Genomic DNA, 15,765 nt, shown 5'->3' on the forward strand with positions numbered 1-15,765 from the left:
AGAATTGTGAGAAATCTGTGGGGATTTCCACAGGTACGCACAAGTCTTGAAGGTTGTGGGGTACCTGTGGGAGATTCTATGGTTCCTGGCAAGGGTAGCCGGAGCATCTTCAGCGCCTGTGAGATCGAGCGCCGCCCGCGCGGCGCAATCGCGAGCTGCGCTCGCTCCTACGTTTGTTTCGGGCCAGTAACGCCTGTGACAGGCGCGCGCGGCCGCCTTGTTTGTACGGCGCGATATTGAGGCATGCACCAAGGCGTTCGCGCGCGAATCCCACAGGAATAATTGGCCCGAAACAAACGTAGGATCGAGCGCAGCTCGCGATTGCGCCGCGCGGGCGGCGCTCGCTCTAACAGGCGTTGCCATACCTTGTGGCAAACACCTGTCAGCCATAAGGCGATTCCTGTGGGCTGGCTTGCCAGCGATGAGGCCGGTGCATGCAACACAAACCCCGTCAGCCATACAACAACCGCTCCGCCAACATCTGCGCCACCCGCGCCGGCGAGCGTTTCTCTGCTTGGGCATGGCCGAACACTTCGGTCAGCCGCGAAGGTATGCGTGCCAGGTGCGAGGTGATGGTGCCCAGGTCTTCGCCACGGTGGGTGAGCGCCACGTAAATCAAGCCACCGGCATTGATCACGTAATCGGGCGCATACAGTATCCCGCGGGTCTCCAGCTGGTCAGCCACCTGCAAGGTGGTCAGCTGGTTGTTCGCCGCCCCCGCCACCGCCGCGCAGCGCAGTTTGCATCACGCTCTGCCCGTTCAGCACCGGCCCCACACCGCACGGGGCAAAGATGTCGCAGGGGGTGCTGATCAACGCATCATGGGTCACCGGGTGTGCATCGAGCTGCTCAACAGCCAGCCGTACCCGCCCTGTGTCCAGGTCGCTCACCAACAGTTCCGCCCCCGCCGCATGCAGTTGTTCGGCCAGGGCGTAGCCAACATTACCCAGCCCTTGCACCGCTACCCGCAGGCCTTCGAGGTTGTAGCTGCCCAAGCGGGCATAGGACGTGGCGCGGATGCCGGCGAATACCCCCATTGCCGCATGCGGTGAGGGATCACCCGAGGCCGTGGTACTGGTCACATGCGGCGTGCTCTGGGCGATGCAGTCCATGTCCAGGGTCGAGGTGCCACTGTCCACGGCAATGATGAAACGCCCTTGCAAGGTATCGACGAAGCGGCCGAAGGCCTCGAACAAAGCTGCGCGGTTTTCCACATGCGGGTTGCGCAAGATCACCGCCTTGCCGCCCCCCACGGGCAAGCCCGCCAGTGCCGCTTTGTAGCTCATGCCCTGGGCCAGGCGAATCGCGTCGGCCATGGCGCTTTCGTCATCGGCGTACGGCAGGTAGCGGCAGCCACCCAGCGCCGGCCCCAACTGCTGGCTGTGGATCGCCACCACCGCTTTCAGGCCCGTGGTCGGGTCGGTGAACAAGTGCAGTGACTGGGTACGGGTGCTTTGCATCAGCGCGAACATCGACAGGCTCCCCAACAGGTGCAGCACCCAGTATAAGCCCGCCCTCATGTTTGCAGCCGCCGGCAGACCACTGGACGAAACCCCGCACGGCAGCTAATACTCAAGCGAGTGTGGAGAAGCCCCATGAACCCACGTCAAGCCTGCCTGGCCTGCCTGGAACGCGAGCCCGTCGCCCTGCTGGAAGCCGCATTGTGGGTTGCCGCCGAGCACGACCCTAACGTCGCGCCTGCCGCCAGCCTTGCCACCGTGCACGACCTGCAGCGCGAAATCAGTGCCCACCTGCCCATGCTACCGTTGAGTGAACTAGCACAGCCTCTGCTGCGCCAACTCAATGCACTGGGGTTTGTGCAAGACGAATACCTGCCGTTGCGGCCACATGCCGCCATGCTGGACAAGGTGCTGCAACGCCGCCGAGGCCAACCGCTGGCCCTGGCCATCCTCGCCCTCGAGCTGGCCAGGCGTTTGTGCATACCGCTGGAGGGCGTGGGTTTTCCCGGGCACTTCCTGTTGCGCGTGCCGGGTGCCGACCACCTGCTTGACCCCTGTGGCGGCAGGCGCCTGTACCCCAGCGACTGTCGCGAGCTGCTGGCACGCCAGTTTGGCCCCGACCTGCCGCTGACGGCAGAGCACCTGCGCACCGCCAGCGCGCAGCAGATGCTGCAGCGCCTGTCGCGCAACCTGCGCCAACTGCATATCAGCCATGACAACCACCTGGCGGCGTTGATCGACGCCGAACGGGTCATGCAATTAGGGCCGGTGCAGGTCGCGGACTACATGACCCGCGCCTCGCTTTACCAACACCTGGACTGCCCCCAAGCCGAACGCTACGACCTGGAGCATGCCCTGCTGCTGACGGAAGACCCGGTCCAGCGCCTGAAGCTGTGCGAGCGCATCGGCAAGCTTCCGGCGGCGAACCGCTCACTTCACTGAGCCGGGGTGTCCGGCTGCCGGGCCGGGTGGGCCTGGGCGAATGCCGGGTGCGCGGCTGCCAGTGCGGCAACCCGTTGAATGCGCGGGTAACCGCCAAGGTCGACAGCGAAACGCTCAGCCGCGTACAACTGCGGAATCAGGTACACATCGGCCAGGCCCGGGGTATCGCCAAAACAGAAACCTTCATCGCCAATCAACTGTTCCACGGCCGCCAGACCCTGGCTGATCCAGTGTGTGATCCAGGCGTTCACCTGGCCCTCGTCCTGACCGGCCTGGCGCAGCCGGTTCAGCACGCTGACATTGTGCAGCGGGTGAATGTCGCAACCGATGATCGCCGCCACACCGCGCACCTTGGCCCGCCGCTCGGCATTGGCCGGCAGCAGGGCGGGCTGTGGGTACACCTCTTCCAGGTACTCGATGATCGCCGGCGACTGCACCAGCACTTCACCGCCGTCATTGCGCAAGGCTGGCACGCGGCCCTGCGGGTTGACGGCCCTGTAGCCGGCGCCACGCTGTTCACCTTGCAGCAGGTTCACCGGCAAGGCCTGGTAGGCCAGGCCCTTGAGTGCCAGCGCGATGCGCACCCGGTACGACGAGGTGGAACGGTAATAGGTGTACAGCTCCATGCCCTGCCCCCTCAGTTGGCCGCGACGACCGTGCCACGGCATTCGCCGAAGCCGATGCTGGCCACGCCGTCACGCTGGCAGCGGGCGCGCAGGATGATCTCGTCACCGTCTTCGAGGAACTTGCGCACCTCGCCACTGGCCAGCTCCACCGGCAGTTTGCCGCCTTCGGTGATTTCCAGCAGGCTGCCGTACGAGCCAGGGGTGGCACCGGAGAGGGTGCCCGAGCCGAACAGGTCGCCCGGCTGCAACTGGCAGCCGTTGACGCTGTGGTGGGCAACCAGTTGGGCCACGGTCCAGTACATGCTGCGGGTGTTGCTCAAGGTCAGGCGGTGCGGGGCAAGGCCCTGCTCACGCATGCGCGCGGTCAGCAACAGTACTTCCAGCTCGATATCGAACGCGCCCGCAGCCTGGTCGCGCTCGTCCAGCAGGTACGGCAGTGGCTGCGGGTCGCCTTGCGGCCGGGCCGGCTGGGCGCAGCGGAACGGCGCCAGCGCCTCGGCGGTGACCACCCACGGCGAAATACTGGTAATGAAGCTTTTCGACAAGAACGGCCCCAGCGGCTGGTATTCCCAGGCCTGGATGTCGCGCGCCGACCAGTCGTTGAGCAGGCACAGGCCGGCCACGTGTTCGGCAGCATCACCTACCGCAATCGCTTCACCCATGGCGTTGCCCTGGCCGACCCAGATACCCAGTTCCAGCTCGTAGTCCAGGCGCGCACAGGGGCCAAAGCTGGGCTCGGTGTGCCCGGCCGGCAAGGTCTGGCCCTTTGGCCGGCGCACCTCGGTACCCGAGGGGCGGATGGTCGAGGCACGGCCGTGATAACCGATCGGCACGTACTTGTAGTTGGGCAGCAACGGGTTGTCGGGGCGGAACAGCTTGCCGACGTTCTTGGCGTGTTCGATACCCACGTAGAAGTCGGTGTAGTCACCGATCTGCGCCGGTACGTGCAACTGGCAGTCGCCGGCGTTGAGCAGGGCCGGCTTCAGCGCCGCCTGGTGTTCGCTGTGTTCACCCAGCAATGCCTGCAAGCGTTCGCGCAGGGCCACCCGCGCGCTGCGCCCCAATGCGAAGAATGCGTTCAGTGCCCCACCCCGGGTCGCCTCGACGGCAGCCTTGGCTGCGCCGTCGAACAGGCCGGCGGCCAGCACCGCCTCCAGGTCGAGGATTGCGTCGCCAATGGCCACGCCACAGCGCCTGGCTTCACCTGGCCGGCTGAAGATGCCCATTGGCAGGTTCTGCAGCGGGAAGTCGCTGTGCCCGTTGGCGTGCTCGACCCAGCTACGGGCAATGGCAGTGTGGTTCATGGGTTATCTCCGGTTCGGGTTGAAGGTGCTCGGCAAGGTGGCCCAGCAACTATCGTAGTCGGCCTGCAATTGCGGGCATTGCAGCGCTTGCACGCTCGGGCGCAGCACCTGGCTGGTCTCGAACATGAACGCCATGGTGTTGTCGACCTTGTGCGGGGCCAACTCGGCGGCAATGGCTTTTTCGCAGGTTTCGGCATCGGGTCCATGGGCGCTCATCACCCCGTGCAACGACGCCCCACCCGGCAGGAAGCCCTCGGCCTTGGCATCGTAGGCACCCTGGATCAGGCCCATGAACTCGTTCATCAGGTTGCGGTGGAACCACGGTGGGCGGAAGGTGTTCTCGGCCACCATCCAGCGCGGCGGGAAGATCACGAAGTCCATGTTGGCCAGGCCATGCACGCTTGTCGGCGACGTCAGCACGGTGAAGATCGACGGGTCCGGGTGGTCGAAACTGACCGTACCCAACGTGTTGAAGCGGCGCAGGTCGTACTTGTACGGCACGTTGCTGCCATGCCAGGCAACCACGTCCAGCGGCGAATGCTGCAGTTCGCAGGCCCAGTGCTCACCCAGAAACTTCTGGACCAGCTGCTGCGGGCCGGTGGTTTCTTCGTAGTGCGCCACCGGGGTGAGGAAATCCCGCGGGTTGGCCAGGCCATTGCTGCCGATCGGGCCCAGGTCCGGGAGGCGCAAGGGGGCGCCGTGGTTTTCGGCGATGTAGCCGCGGGCCTGGCCGTCGAGCAACTCGACACGGAACTTCATGCCACGCGGGATCACCGCAATCTCCAGCGGCTCGACCTGCAGCACGCCCAGCTCGGTGGCAATGCGCAGGCGGCCCTGTTCCGGCACCAGCAACAGTTCGCCATCGGCGTTGAAGCACACCCGCTCCATGGAGCGGTTGGCGCAGTAGATGTAGATGCTCACGCCGCTCGGTTTGTCTGCCGTGGCGTTGGCCACCATCGGCAGCCAACCTTCGATGAAGTCGGTGGGTTCGGCGGGAATCGGCTGGGGGCTCCAGCGCAGGCGATTGGGGTTGATGCCCCCCAGCGGGCCCTGTAGCGGTTGGCGCGCCAGGCGCTCGAAACGTGGGTGCAAGGCAGACGGGCGGATACGGTACAACCAGGTCCGCCGCAGCTCGCTACGGGCCATGGTGAACGCCGTGCCGGACAGCAGTTCGGCGTACAGCCCATAGGGCGCCTGCTGCGGCGAGTTCTGCCCGACCGGCAAGGCACCGGGCAGCGCTTCGCTGGCAAACTCGTTGCCAAAGCCGCTGAGGTAGTGAAGGTCGGGTGATAGATCGCGATTCATCGGTGCCTCCGGGCTCTGGTCGAGCCGTTGCGGGCAGTTGGCTGCAGGCCCTTGGGTGGGCGGCAGCGGGTCTGCATTGTTTTTATCGTAATCAGATTACGAATAACGTAATTTGCTCCACGCATGGCGTCAAGCTATAAAGGCCCGACTGAAGAATCCGGAAGCAGCTGTCCATGGCCAAAGCCAGTACCACCGCCGACAACGGCAAGCAGAAAGTCCGCTCTGCGGAGGTCGGCACCGACATCCTCAAGGCCTTGGCTGAATTGGCCCCTTCCACCTCGTTGTCACGCCTGGCCGAGCATGTGCAGATGCCGGCGAGCAAGGTGCACCGCTACCTGCAGGCATTGATCGCCAGCGGGTTTGCCGAACAGGATGCTGCCACCAACCATTACGGCCTGGGGCGTGAGGCATTGCGGGTGGGGCTGGCGGCGCTAGGCAGCATCGATGTGCTGAAAATTGCTGCACTGCCCCTGTCGCAACTGCGCGACGAACTGAACGAAAGCTGCTTCATCGCCGTATGGGGTAACCAGGGCGCGACCGTGGTCAGCATCGAGCCCGCGGTGCGGGCGGTGACCGTGGTGACGCAGATCGGCTCGGTGCTGCCGCTGCTCAGCTCATCGACCGGGTTGGTGTTCGCTGCCTACCTGCCCGAGCGGGAAACGGTAGACCTGCGTGACCGTGAACTGGCCGCCCTGCAGCACTCTGCCGACGATTATCAAGCGCTACTGGCCGGCATACGCGAACGTGGCCTGCACCATGTACACGGCTTGTTGATGCCGGGCGTGGATGCATTGTCGGCCCCGGTATTCAATGCCCTGGGGCAGGTTGCGGCGGTGATGACCGTGGTCGGGCCTACATCGATCTTCCATGCCGACGAGCATGGCCCGGCGGCACAGCGGTTGCTGGCGGCAACGCGGGAAACCAGCTGGCGAATGGGCTACTCGCCCGCGGCCTGAACAGCTGCGCAACTGTTGCCCGAAACGTAAAGGTGAATGTCATAAGCGGCTATTTTTCCTACGGGATCAAGCGCTTATTCTTTACTCACTGGCCGGCATGAAGGGCTCTCCCCCCGCCTTTCAGGCCTGCGAGGTGCACTGACGTAGATTTTGAAGCTCCTTGATCTAACGTCTCGATTGGCCGCTGCGGCTTGCAGCGGCTTTTTTTTGCGCTGAATAATGACGCCCGCGGACACCGGCAAAGCCTCAGGGCCACGCGACACCTGCAGGAGCAACTGTCTTTCCCAAAATTTGAAAAGCCTGCGCGATTCATTGTGGGAGCGGGCTTGCCCGCGAAGCAGGCGACGCGGTGTCTGGCACCGGCTGCGCCGGTGTTCGCGGGCACGCCCGCTCCCACAGGAACCGTGTGATCTTCGAGTCCTGCATTTTGGCTGTTGATCTACACCCTCTTCGGCTGAGGCAACACCAGATCCAGCCAAGGCTCGCCAGTCCTGAGCATCGCATTGAGTGGCACCCTGAGGATGAATTTTAATGCCCTGTGGCCGCACCAGCGCATCGAGTGAAAGACTGGAACATCGATATCCAAGAAGCGGTGAGAGGACTTTGGCTTGGCCCACGCTTGTGATTCGAGATCAGAGCCGCATCCAACTGTTCGGGCTCTCGCCAAAGTGGAACGGTGAATGACAGCTTCTGCTCATACTCGTGCTCTAGGCACCTGCGGCATTCAGCTTGTCATTCACCGCTCTCACTCCAGATGCTAATCCTCTCCCAAGACACAAGCGGCCTTACAGCGGGTATTTCTGCAGGTTGGCCATCATCTGCTGCAGCGCCTGCAAGCTGTCCTGCGGGCGCACTGCCCCTTCGAAATCACCAATGTGCTCCCACTGCTGCGCGACCTGCTCGGGCGTGAAGCCTTCGCGCGGGTCGAAACCCACCCCCAGGCTACGCTCCCAGCGCACCTTGCCGATCCAGCCCCCACCCACCTCGAACAGCTCGCCACTGCCCTGGCACTGCTCGCTGCCCAGGTACACCACCAAGGGGCTGACCAACTCCGGCTTGAGCCGTTCGAACACCTGCGGGGGAATCAGCCCTTCCGTCATGCGCGTACCGCCGGTTGGGGCAATGGCGTTGACCAGGATGCCGTGCTTGCGCCCTTCGATGGCCAAGGTACGGGTAAGCCCGTACAAGCCCAGTTTGGCCATGCCGTAATTGGCCTGGCCAAAATTACCGTAGATGCCAGAGGTGGACGCCGTGAATATCACCCGCCCCCAGTTCTGCTCACGCAGGTGTGGCCAGGCCGCGCGGGTAACTTTGTAGGCGCCTTCGACATGCACTTGGTAAACCTGCTCCCAGTCGCTGTCGTCCATCTTGTGGAAAGTCTTGTCACGCAGGATGCCGGCGTTGTTCACCACGACATCGACGCGGCCATAGCTGTCCAGGGCCTGCTCGACAATGCGGGCACCCTGGCTGACCGAGTCATGGTTGGCAACCGCACTGCCCCCGGCGGCGCGAATCTCCTGCACCACCCGGTCGGCAGCGCTGGCGCTGGCGCCCTCCCCGTGGGTGGAACCGCCGAGGTCGTTGACTACCACCTTGGCCCCGCGGGCGGCGAACAGCAGCGCGTGGGCACGGCCCAGGCCGCCACCGGCGCCGGTAACGATCACCACACGATCTTGCAGAAGTACAGGCTCGCTCATGCCAAGGGCTCCAGGCAGGTTCAGGTCAGCCGAGTGTCTGCCGCCGGCGGCAAGCAGACAATCAAGCTCACGCAGGCTGAATGCCTGGTAATAACGCCGGGCCATGAGGCCCGCTCAGGACCACGCCACTTTCGCCTGGCAAAAGCTCAGTGGTTGCTCACGAAAGGCCAGGTAATGCCGCAGCACCTGCACCGGCGCCTCGGTGTGCGGGTAGTGGCCTATACCCTGCAGTTGCACGGTGTCTGGCTGTGGCACCAGTTGCCGGTAACGCTCAAGCATGTGCGCGCCTGACAATGGGTCGACCATGCCGTTGATCAGCCGCAGGGGCACACCTGGGCGCTGCATGGCCGCAACCCAGCGCTCACGGTGCAGGCGGCGCTCCAGCAGATAGCCCACCAGTTTATGCAGCACGCGCGTACCGCGGTTGGCGGCGATCAGGCTCCAGAAATCGTCCAGGGCACTCTCGCTCGGGTGGGTGCAGGGGCCATGGACCTGGGTCATGTTGCGCACCAGGTCGTCACGCCCGAAGGAGCGACCCACCAGCCAGCCGAAGCGGCTCAGCAGCAACTTCTGGATCAGCAGCAGGTGACAGCTTTCGGCGAACAGGCCACTGTTGAGAAAGACGCAGCTGGCTACCTCGGCGCGCTGCTCATGGTGCCGCGCCAGCAGTTCCTGAGCGACGCTGCCGCCATAGTCGTGAGCAAGCAGATGCACCGGTTGGTCCACCTGCAGGTGGGCGAGCAGGGCCTGCTGCAGGTCGGCTTGCTCGATCAGGCTGTAGGCGTGGTCGACCGGTTTAGCCGAATCGCCGAAACCGAGCATGTCGCAGGCAATCACCCGAAAGCGCTGCGTCAAAGGCCCCCACAGGTAATGCCAGTCCCAACTGGCGGTGGGGAAGCCGTGTAAAAGAAGCAGGGGCTCTCCTTGCCCTGCGGTCCAGTAGCGGATGCTCTGGCCCCGGAATGTGAAGCTCTGTCCCACGCCAGACGCACAATGGAATTTCGGCCAAAGGCATCAGAAGTAACCCGGTTAAGTGGTGTGGACTGGATAGGGCAAGGCTGCGGTCATTGCATGTCACCTCGGCACTTTCATGTGCTCTCTATGTCGAGGGTGAGTCTAGCCAGCCCTACCAGGGGTGGAACTTGCGTTGCCAGCCAGCTTGATGACTGAGCGAGTCAGTGGCACGAACGGTCAGAGCAACATGGCCAGCAGCGGTGCAGCGAACAGGTTCAGCAGCCCGGTCAGGACCATGACCAGGCCGGCCACCGAGCCTTCCTCGCGGCCCACTTCCTGGGCCCGGCTGACCCCGGCACCGTGCGCGCCCACGCCGAACAATGCCCCCCGGGCCAACGGCGTGCGCAGCGGCAACCAACGCAGCAGCACGCCACCGAACATGGCACCGAGCACCCCGGTGAACATCACGAACACTGCCGTCAGCTCGGGCACACCGCCCAGGTCATGGGCCAAGGGCATGGCGAAGGGCGTGGTGATGGAACGCGGCACCAGCGACAGGCTGGTCGCACTGTCCAGCGCCAGCAGGTGCGCCAACCCCCAGGAACTGGCGATGGAGGCACTGCTGCCCGCCAGCATGCCGACCAGCAAGGCCGGCCAATGCCGGGCAAGCATGGCCCGCTGCTGCCAGATCGGCACGGCAAAGGCCACGGTCACCGGGCCGAGCACGCCCATCAGCCAGTGGGTATTGCGCGCGTACTCGGCATAGGCGGTGTGCAGCGGCACAGCCACCGCCAGCAGCAACACCGGCACCAGAATCAGCGGCGACAGCAGGTAGCGCTTGCTGCGCCGGTACAGCCAGCGGCTGCCCAGGTAAGCCAGCAACGTCAGCGCCAGCCAGAACAACGGCATGGGTTCAAGGCTCATGGCGCATGCTCCAGCGGCACACAAGTTCGACGGTCAGGGCCGTCACCACCATCACCATCAGCGTGCTCACGGCGATCACCAGCAGGATGCGCCAGCCCTCGTCCCGGATCAGCGCGCCGTAGTCCAGCAGGCTCATCAGTGCAGGAATGAAGAACAGCAGCATTTCGGCCATCAACCAACCGGCGCCCAGTTGCAGCATGGCTGGCTTCAGTGCCCCCACGGCGAACAACAGCAACAACAACGCCAGGCCCATGACCCCGCCGGGAATAGGCCAGCCCAGCCAAGTGGCCAGCTGGCCACCGAGTGCAAACAGGGCATACAGGGTCGCCAGCTCGGCAAGCAGGCGCAGCAGTTTTTTCAGTAACGCGGGTTTCATGGCGGTGTTCCTCGACAGGCCCTCATTTTAAGTTTTGGCTGCCTAGGCCAGAAGCGAATTGTTAGACTGGCTACCATTCCATAATGGAATTGGCACATGGAATTCAAACAGCTGCGCAGCTTTATCGAAGTGGTGCACCGGGGCGGCTTTACCCAGGCTGCACAGACCCTGCACATCAGTCAGTCGGCCGTCAGCAAGCAAGTGGCGCAGCTTGAGCAAGATGTGGGCCAGCCGCTGCTGGAACGCCAGGCATCACACCTGCACCTGACCGCCGCCGGGCGCATCGTGCTTGAGCGCGGCGAGGCCCTGCTGCGCCAACGCCAGGCGCTGCTCAACGAATTGGACGATCTGAGCCAGATGGAGCGTGGCGAACTGCGCCTGGGCTTGCCGATGCTGGGCAGCGATGCGCTGTTCGCCGGTTTGTTCGCCGAATACCGGCGGCGCCACCCGAACATCGCCATCCAGTTGGTTGAGGGTGGCAGCCGTAGCATCGAGCAGGCCGTCAGAAGTGGCGAGCTGGAGCTCGGTGGCAGCCTTACGCCCAGCGACGACGGGTTCGAATACCAGCCGTTCTGCAATGAGCCGCTGGATGCCCTGCTACCGGCGGGGCATGCGTTGGCAGGCCTGGGCGGGGTGCACCTGAAGCAATTGGCCGCAACGCCGTTCCTGCTCTACCAGCGCAGTTTCGTGCTCAATGACCGTTTGGTGAAAGCCTGCCAGCAGCAGGGCTTCACCCCGACGGAAGGCGGGCGCAGTGGCCAGGCAGATTTCCTGGCAGCGTTGGTCGCGGCAGGCCAGGGCGTGGTGCTGCTGCCCCGGGTGGTGGCAAAAGCCCTGGAACGCCCTGGTGTGGTGCGTATGCCCCTGCGCTCACCGGGGGACCTGCGCTGGGACATTGCCTTCATCTGGCGGCGTGGCGCGTATTTGTCGCGGGCCGCGCAAGCGTGGTTGGCGCTGCTGCGCGAATGGCCGGTACCCGGCAGCGAGGCATGAATCGGGGTCTGGCTGGCAGGTCTGCCCGGGCACTCCCTGCGGCAGGCCCATAATTGCTAACCCTGACCGTCAGCCTTTCAAGGCATCAGCCAACTTGGCCAGCCACGGCTCGGCATCCGTTTCCGGGGTCACCGTCTCGCTGGCATCCAGTTGCAGCATCGGCTGCACCTCGCGCACGCCCAGCTCGGCAAACAGCTCGCGCAGCTGTTCGCCACCCCCGCAGTAGGTATCGCCATAGCTGGAATCGCCCAGCGCAATCACTGCACCCGGCAGGCCACGGAAGGCCGCTGGCAGGCTGTCACGCAGGCTGCAGTACAAGGGCATCAGGTTGTCCGGCAGCTCACCCATACCGGTAGTCGATGTCACGGCCAGCAGGGCCTGCGGGGCAAAACCTTCAAGGTCCTGCAAAGTGGCACGTGCGGCGTGCCAGGCTTGGTAGCCGGCGGCGTTGAGCCTCGTTTCTGCATGACGGGCGACTTCTTCGGCGGTGCCATAGACCGATCCGGAAATAATGGCGACTTTCATCGGGTAGAGGATTCCGAAACTGAGTGAAAACGTAGGATACTAGCATTCAGCGCTGGCAAAAGGCCGCCTCTGCCAAAGCCGCCTGCTACAGCGCGTCCGTTTTTACTGCCTGCCGCATGGCCTGAACATGATCAACGCAAAACTGCTGCAATCGATGGTCGACGCATCCCATGACGGGATCGTGGTTGCCGAACAGGAAGGCGACGACACCATCCTCATTTACGTCAACGCTGCGTTCGAACGCCTGACCGGCTACAGCCGGGACGAAATACTCTACCAGGATTGCCGCTTCCTGCAGGCTGACGACCGTGACCAGCTCGCGCGTGCGCGCATTCGCAAAGCCTTGGCCGAACGCCGCCCGTGCCGGGAAGTGATGCGCAACTACCGCAAGGATGGCAGTGCCTTCTGGAACGAGCTGTCGATCACGGCGGTAAGGAACGACGCCGAGCGACGTACCTACTTCATCGGCATTCAGAAGGACGTCACCCGCCAGGTGGAAATGGAGCGGGAGCTGGCCGAACTGCGCGCTCGTCTGAAAGCCGACGAACGCACCTGAACCAAGCCCCCCGGTTACGGTCAACTACGTTGAAGAAATCGCCACCACCGAGTTCGATCATGCAAGCAGACGCCCTTCTTACCCAGGACGAGCTGGATTTCATTCAGAGCATGCAGCATTCGCCCAACCTGAACCTGGCCGACTCGATGTCGAGCCTGCAGGTCAATGGCGACCGCCGTATCCAGAGCTTGCTCACCCGCCTGGTGGCCAATGAACAAGTGACCTTGCAGGCGCAATTCAACAACCAGCAAATCAGCTTCCCGCTGCAACTGGTGGAAGACGAATTCCACGCTTTGCACCTGCAAGTCGGCTCCCCGGAAATCTACGAGGACGGCCCCATGCTGCGGCCATGGCGCCTGTCGCTGGAGCAGCCCAGCGCCCTGCTCGATGGCCATGGCGCGCCTGGCGGGCTGTGGGTACGGGAAATTTCCTTCAAAGGCGTGCTGGTGGAGTTGCGTGGCCTGCCAAGCGCGCCGGCACGTTTCGACCTGCGCTTCGCCCCCGGCAACATCCAGCCGATCGAACTGCAGGGTGTGCTGGGCCGGCGTATTGGCCCGGACCTGGCAGCGTACGACCTTGGCCAAAGCCCAGCGGAAGAAATCGAACGCCTGCGCGACTACATCCTGCAGGCCCATTGCCGCGCCCACCCCGAACTGCACACTCAGGTGTCCAGCTGACCTGCCAGGCACTGGCGCAGACGCTGACGCATCACCCCGCCCTGTGCCCCCAGGCAAACCAGGGGGCTGCCCGCCAGGCCGCCGCTGGCCTGGTCCGTTGCCTCTCCCGCCAGCAATAACGCGCAGCCCAGCACCGACGCCAGCCGCTTCAGATAGCGGCTGACCTCTGCAGTGAGCGGCTGGTGGGAAAACAGCACGAGGGCGTCTGGTTTCATGCGTTCGCAGACCAGCGCCAGCTCTTGCAGGGGCTGCCCACACACCAACGGCGTCACGCCAACCTCGTCACTGCCCAGCAGCAGGCTGGTGACCAGCAGTTCAAGCTCATGGCATTGCCCCGGCAAGGGCACCAGCAGCACGTTGTGGCGACGCGGCGCGGCCGCCAGCTGCAAACGCATGAACACCCGCCCGCGCAAAAACTGGTCAAAAAACAGCCACTCGCTGGTCTGGCCGTAGCCGCCATGGCGCACGGCCAAGTCGTGCCACACCGGCATGAAAACCTCAGCGAAAACCTGATCGAGCGTGCTGGCGGCAAACACCTCCTCATAAAGGCGGCCCAGCCCTGGCAGGTCAAAGCGTTGCACTGCCACGCGCACCTGCTGCTGCCAGCCTAGCGAGCTGTCCACTGCGCGCGTGGCCTGCCCGGGAAGCGCCTGGCTGCGGGCAAGGATGCTGCCCACCTTGCTGACCGCCACGCCGCGCTCCAGCCAGCCGAGGATATTGCGGATATCGTCGACGTCCCCCTGGGAATACAGGCGGTGGCCGCTGTCGGTGCGGATGGGCTGGATCAGACCGTAACGGCGCTCCCAGGCACGCAGGGTTACCGCATTGACGCCAGTCAGGCGGGAGACTTCACGGATGGGAAACAGCACTTGCTGCTCGAAGCTCGCATCGCCCCCCCGGCTTGCGTCCCAGTTCGCTCATCTGCACGGCATCCTGTGTGCTGGAATAGAGGGCCTAGTCTACTACGACAGCGCCGGGCACAGGTTGCGACCATTTGCCGGCAGACAGTTGCCACACAGCACAACTGCGCGATAATCCGCGCCCGATTCTTGCATGTTCGCCTGCGTCGCCCACCACCCCGGGCCACGCAGCCAAGGGGCCGGCTACCCGCCAGCCCCGTTGCCAGGAGATACACAATGTCTACCCCACCCGTTACCCTGATGGTGTCGCGCCGCGCCGCACATGGCCGCTACCAGGACCTGTTGGCCTGGCTGCATGAGGGCGAACAGCTGGCCACTGACTTCCCCGGCTACCTGGGCTCGGGCATTCTCGCCCCACCCCACGATGGCGACGAATTCCAGATCATTTTCCGCTTCAGCGATGAGCCCACCCTGCATGCCTGGGAGCATTCCGCCTCGCGGCGGGCCTGGTTGCAGCGCGGCAATGGCCTGTTCGAGCGCCCCAAAGAGGCGCGCGTCAGTGGCATTGATGACTGGTTTGGCGCCAGTGCGGTGCAGAAACCGCCGCGCTGGAAACAGGCCGTGGCCATCTGGCTGGCGTTCTTCCCGGTGTCGTTGGCGTTCAACACGGCGTTCGGCCATTGGCTGGCCGCACTCGACCTGGTACCACGGGTACTGCTCAGCACCCTGGCCCTCACGCCACTGATGGTGTACCTGTTCATCCCGTTGTCCACCCGTCTGCTGGCCGGTTGGCTACAGCCCTCTTCGGCCACCGCGGGCGCCCTGCGCAGCCGCTGAGGCCAGGCCGTACAATGGGCAAACAGTTCGGGTATGCTGGGCGGCAACCACAGGACAGACAAGTTGACCGCCCCGAACATGAACAGCCCAATTCTCGTTACCGGAGCCAGCCAGCGCGTCGGGCTGGCCCTGGCCCTTGAACTGGCACAGGCCGGCCATACGGTGGTCAGTGCCAGCCGTACCGTACAGCCACAGGCGGCCCACCCGAACATCGTGCAGTTCCAGGCAGACCTGTGCCGGGCAGACGACCGCCAGGCGCTGATCGACTACCTGGTCGAGCATTACGACGGCCTGCGCGCCATCATCCATAACGCGTCGTTGTGGCTGGACGATGGCCTGGACAACCTCGAGACCATGTTCCGCCTGCATGTAGAGGCGCCCTACCACCTCAACCTGGCCTTGGGCGAAATGCTGGCCAAGCAGGACAAGGCCGACATCATTCACATCTGCGACGAAACCTCCTCGCGCGGCAGCAAGAGCCACATTGGCTATGCCGCCACCAAGGCCGCGCTGCAGAACATGGTGCTGTCGTTCGCTGAAAAATATGCGCCCAAGGTGCATGTGAACGGTATCCTTCCCGGGCTGCTGATCCTCAAGGAAGGGGGTGACGAAGCCTACCGCCAGCACACCTTGAAAAAGGCCCTGCTGGAGTTCGAACCCGGCGCCGGGCCACTGATCGAGACGGTCAAGTACCTGCTCGCCAGCCAGTACAGCACCGGCAGCCAGGTGGTCATCAATGGTGGCCGCCACCTGAAGAACCGCATGACGTGAGA

Annotated in this window: 15 protein-coding genes and 2 pseudogenes; 7 read left to right on the top strand and 10 right to left on the bottom strand. The window is 64.1% G+C overall.

Annotation, left to right across the window (positions count from 1 at the left end; genetic code table 11):
* Positions 1-451 precede the first annotated feature (451 nt).
* A pseudogene (locus DMX12_RS24395) lies at positions 452-1,472 on the bottom strand (Leu/Phe/Val dehydrogenase).
* A gap of 123 nt (positions 1,473-1,595) precedes the next feature.
* Between DMX12_RS24395 and DMX12_RS24400 the strand changes: the two are divergent.
* The gene (locus DMX12_RS24400) at positions 1,596-2,402 is read left to right on the top strand and encodes a SirB1 family protein (protein WP_110679681.1); all 807 of its coding nucleotides are present in this window, start codon (positions 1,596-1,598) and stop codon (positions 2,400-2,402) included.
* Here DMX12_RS24400 and maiA read toward each other — a convergent pair.
* Genes maiA through hmgA form a run of 3 tightly spaced genes read right to left on the bottom strand, consistent with a single transcriptional unit; the run spans position 2,396 to position 5,637 of the window.
* Complete coding sequence (gene maiA, locus DMX12_RS24405; protein WP_110679682.1) at positions 2,396-3,028, bottom strand: maleylacetoacetate isomerase; 633 nt, start codon at positions 3,026-3,028, stop codon at positions 2,396-2,398. The genes DMX12_RS24400 and maiA overlap by 7 nt on opposite strands.
* A gap of 11 nt (positions 3,029-3,039) precedes the next feature.
* Positions 3,040-4,332 (bottom strand): fumarylacetoacetase, encoded by a 1,293-nt coding sequence (fahA, locus tag DMX12_RS24410; RefSeq protein ID WP_054906054.1) that lies wholly within the window; start codon positions 4,330-4,332, stop codon positions 3,040-3,042.
* Between the two features lie 3 nt (positions 4,333-4,335).
* The gene (gene hmgA, locus DMX12_RS24415) at positions 4,336-5,637 is read right to left on the bottom strand and encodes a homogentisate 1,2-dioxygenase (RefSeq protein ID WP_110679683.1); all 1,302 of its coding nucleotides are present in this window, start codon (positions 5,635-5,637) and stop codon (positions 4,336-4,338) included.
* Positions 5,638-5,810: 173 nt separating this feature from the next.
* Here hmgA and DMX12_RS24420 point away from each other — a divergent pair, with 173 nt between their 5' ends.
* A complete protein-coding gene (locus DMX12_RS24420) occupies positions 5,811-6,593 on the top strand; it encodes an IclR family transcriptional regulator (RefSeq protein ID WP_009682676.1) in 783 nt (260 codons plus the stop codon).
* A gap of 785 nt (positions 6,594-7,378) precedes the next feature.
* Here the strand turns inward: DMX12_RS24420 and DMX12_RS24430 are convergent.
* The 4 genes and pseudogenes from DMX12_RS24430 to DMX12_RS24445 all read right to left on the bottom strand — a co-directional run bounded on the left by DMX12_RS24430 (position 7,379) and on the right by DMX12_RS24445 (position 10,544).
* On the bottom strand, positions 7,379-8,290 hold the full coding sequence (locus DMX12_RS24430; protein WP_110679693.1) for an SDR family oxidoreductase: 912 nt from the start codon (positions 8,288-8,290) through the stop codon (positions 7,379-7,381).
* Positions 8,291-8,404: 114 nt separating this feature from the next.
* A pseudogene (locus DMX12_RS24435) lies at positions 8,405-9,305 on the bottom strand (alpha/beta fold hydrolase).
* 176 nt (positions 9,306-9,481) lie between these two features.
* Positions 9,482-10,168 carry an LrgB family protein gene (locus DMX12_RS24440; protein ID WP_054906051.1) on the bottom strand — a complete coding sequence of 229 codons (687 nt, stop codon included), beginning with the start codon at positions 10,166-10,168 and terminating at the stop codon, positions 9,482-9,484.
* On the bottom strand, positions 10,158-10,544 hold the full coding sequence (locus DMX12_RS24445; protein ID WP_009682672.1) for a CidA/LrgA family protein: 387 nt from the start codon (positions 10,542-10,544) through the stop codon (positions 10,158-10,160). The genes DMX12_RS24440 and DMX12_RS24445 overlap by 11 nt, the downstream gene beginning before the upstream one ends.
* Before the next feature lie 96 nt (positions 10,545-10,640).
* Between DMX12_RS24445 and DMX12_RS24450 the strand changes: the two genes are divergently transcribed.
* Positions 10,641-11,537 carry a LysR family transcriptional regulator gene (locus tag DMX12_RS24450; RefSeq protein WP_029886899.1) on the top strand — a complete coding sequence of 299 codons (897 nt, stop codon included), beginning with the start codon at positions 10,641-10,643 and terminating at the stop codon, positions 11,535-11,537.
* Positions 11,538-11,606: 69 nt separating this feature from the next.
* On the opposite strand, the gene DMX12_RS24455 is transcribed toward DMX12_RS24450, so the two are convergent.
* Positions 11,607-12,062: a flavodoxin gene (locus DMX12_RS24455; protein ID WP_110679684.1), complete on the bottom strand. Its 456-nt coding sequence runs from the start codon at positions 12,060-12,062 to the stop codon at positions 11,607-11,609.
* A 127-nt stretch (positions 12,063-12,189) separates the two neighbouring features.
* Between DMX12_RS24455 and DMX12_RS24460 the strand changes: the two genes are divergently transcribed.
* Both DMX12_RS24460 and DMX12_RS24465 read left to right on the top strand, forming a co-directional pair.
* Positions 12,190-12,618, top strand: coding sequence for a PAS domain S-box protein (locus tag DMX12_RS24460; RefSeq protein WP_110679685.1), 429 nt, complete (start codon positions 12,190-12,192; stop codon positions 12,616-12,618).
* A gap of 59 nt (positions 12,619-12,677) precedes the next feature.
* Complete coding sequence (locus DMX12_RS24465; protein WP_009682667.1) at positions 12,678-13,295, top strand: hypothetical protein; 618 nt, start codon at positions 12,678-12,680, stop codon at positions 13,293-13,295.
* Here DMX12_RS24465 and DMX12_RS24470 read toward each other — a convergent pair.
* Positions 13,280-14,164, bottom strand: coding sequence for a MerR family transcriptional regulator (locus tag DMX12_RS24470; protein WP_110679686.1), 885 nt, complete (start codon positions 14,162-14,164; stop codon positions 13,280-13,282). The two genes, DMX12_RS24465 and DMX12_RS24470, sit on opposite strands and share 16 nt — an antisense overlap.
* 267 nt (positions 14,165-14,431) lie before the next feature.
* On the opposite strand from DMX12_RS24470, the gene DMX12_RS24475 reads away from it, so the two are divergent.
* Entirely contained in the window at positions 14,432-14,992 is a 561-nt protein-coding gene (locus tag DMX12_RS24475; RefSeq protein ID WP_009682664.1) for an antibiotic biosynthesis monooxygenase, read from the top strand.
* A 33-nt stretch (positions 14,993-15,025) separates the two neighbouring features.
* On the top strand, positions 15,026-15,763 hold the full coding sequence (gene folM, locus DMX12_RS24480; protein WP_009682663.1) for a dihydromonapterin reductase: 738 nt from the start codon (positions 15,026-15,028) through the stop codon (positions 15,761-15,763).
* The last annotated feature ends 2 nt before the right edge of the window (positions 15,764-15,765 follow it).

The sequence above is a fragment of the Pseudomonas sp. MB-090624 genome (genome assembly GCF_003205245.1).
In the GTDB taxonomy this organism is placed as follows: Bacteria; Pseudomonadota; Gammaproteobacteria; order Pseudomonadales; family Pseudomonadaceae; genus Aquipseudomonas; species Aquipseudomonas juntendi.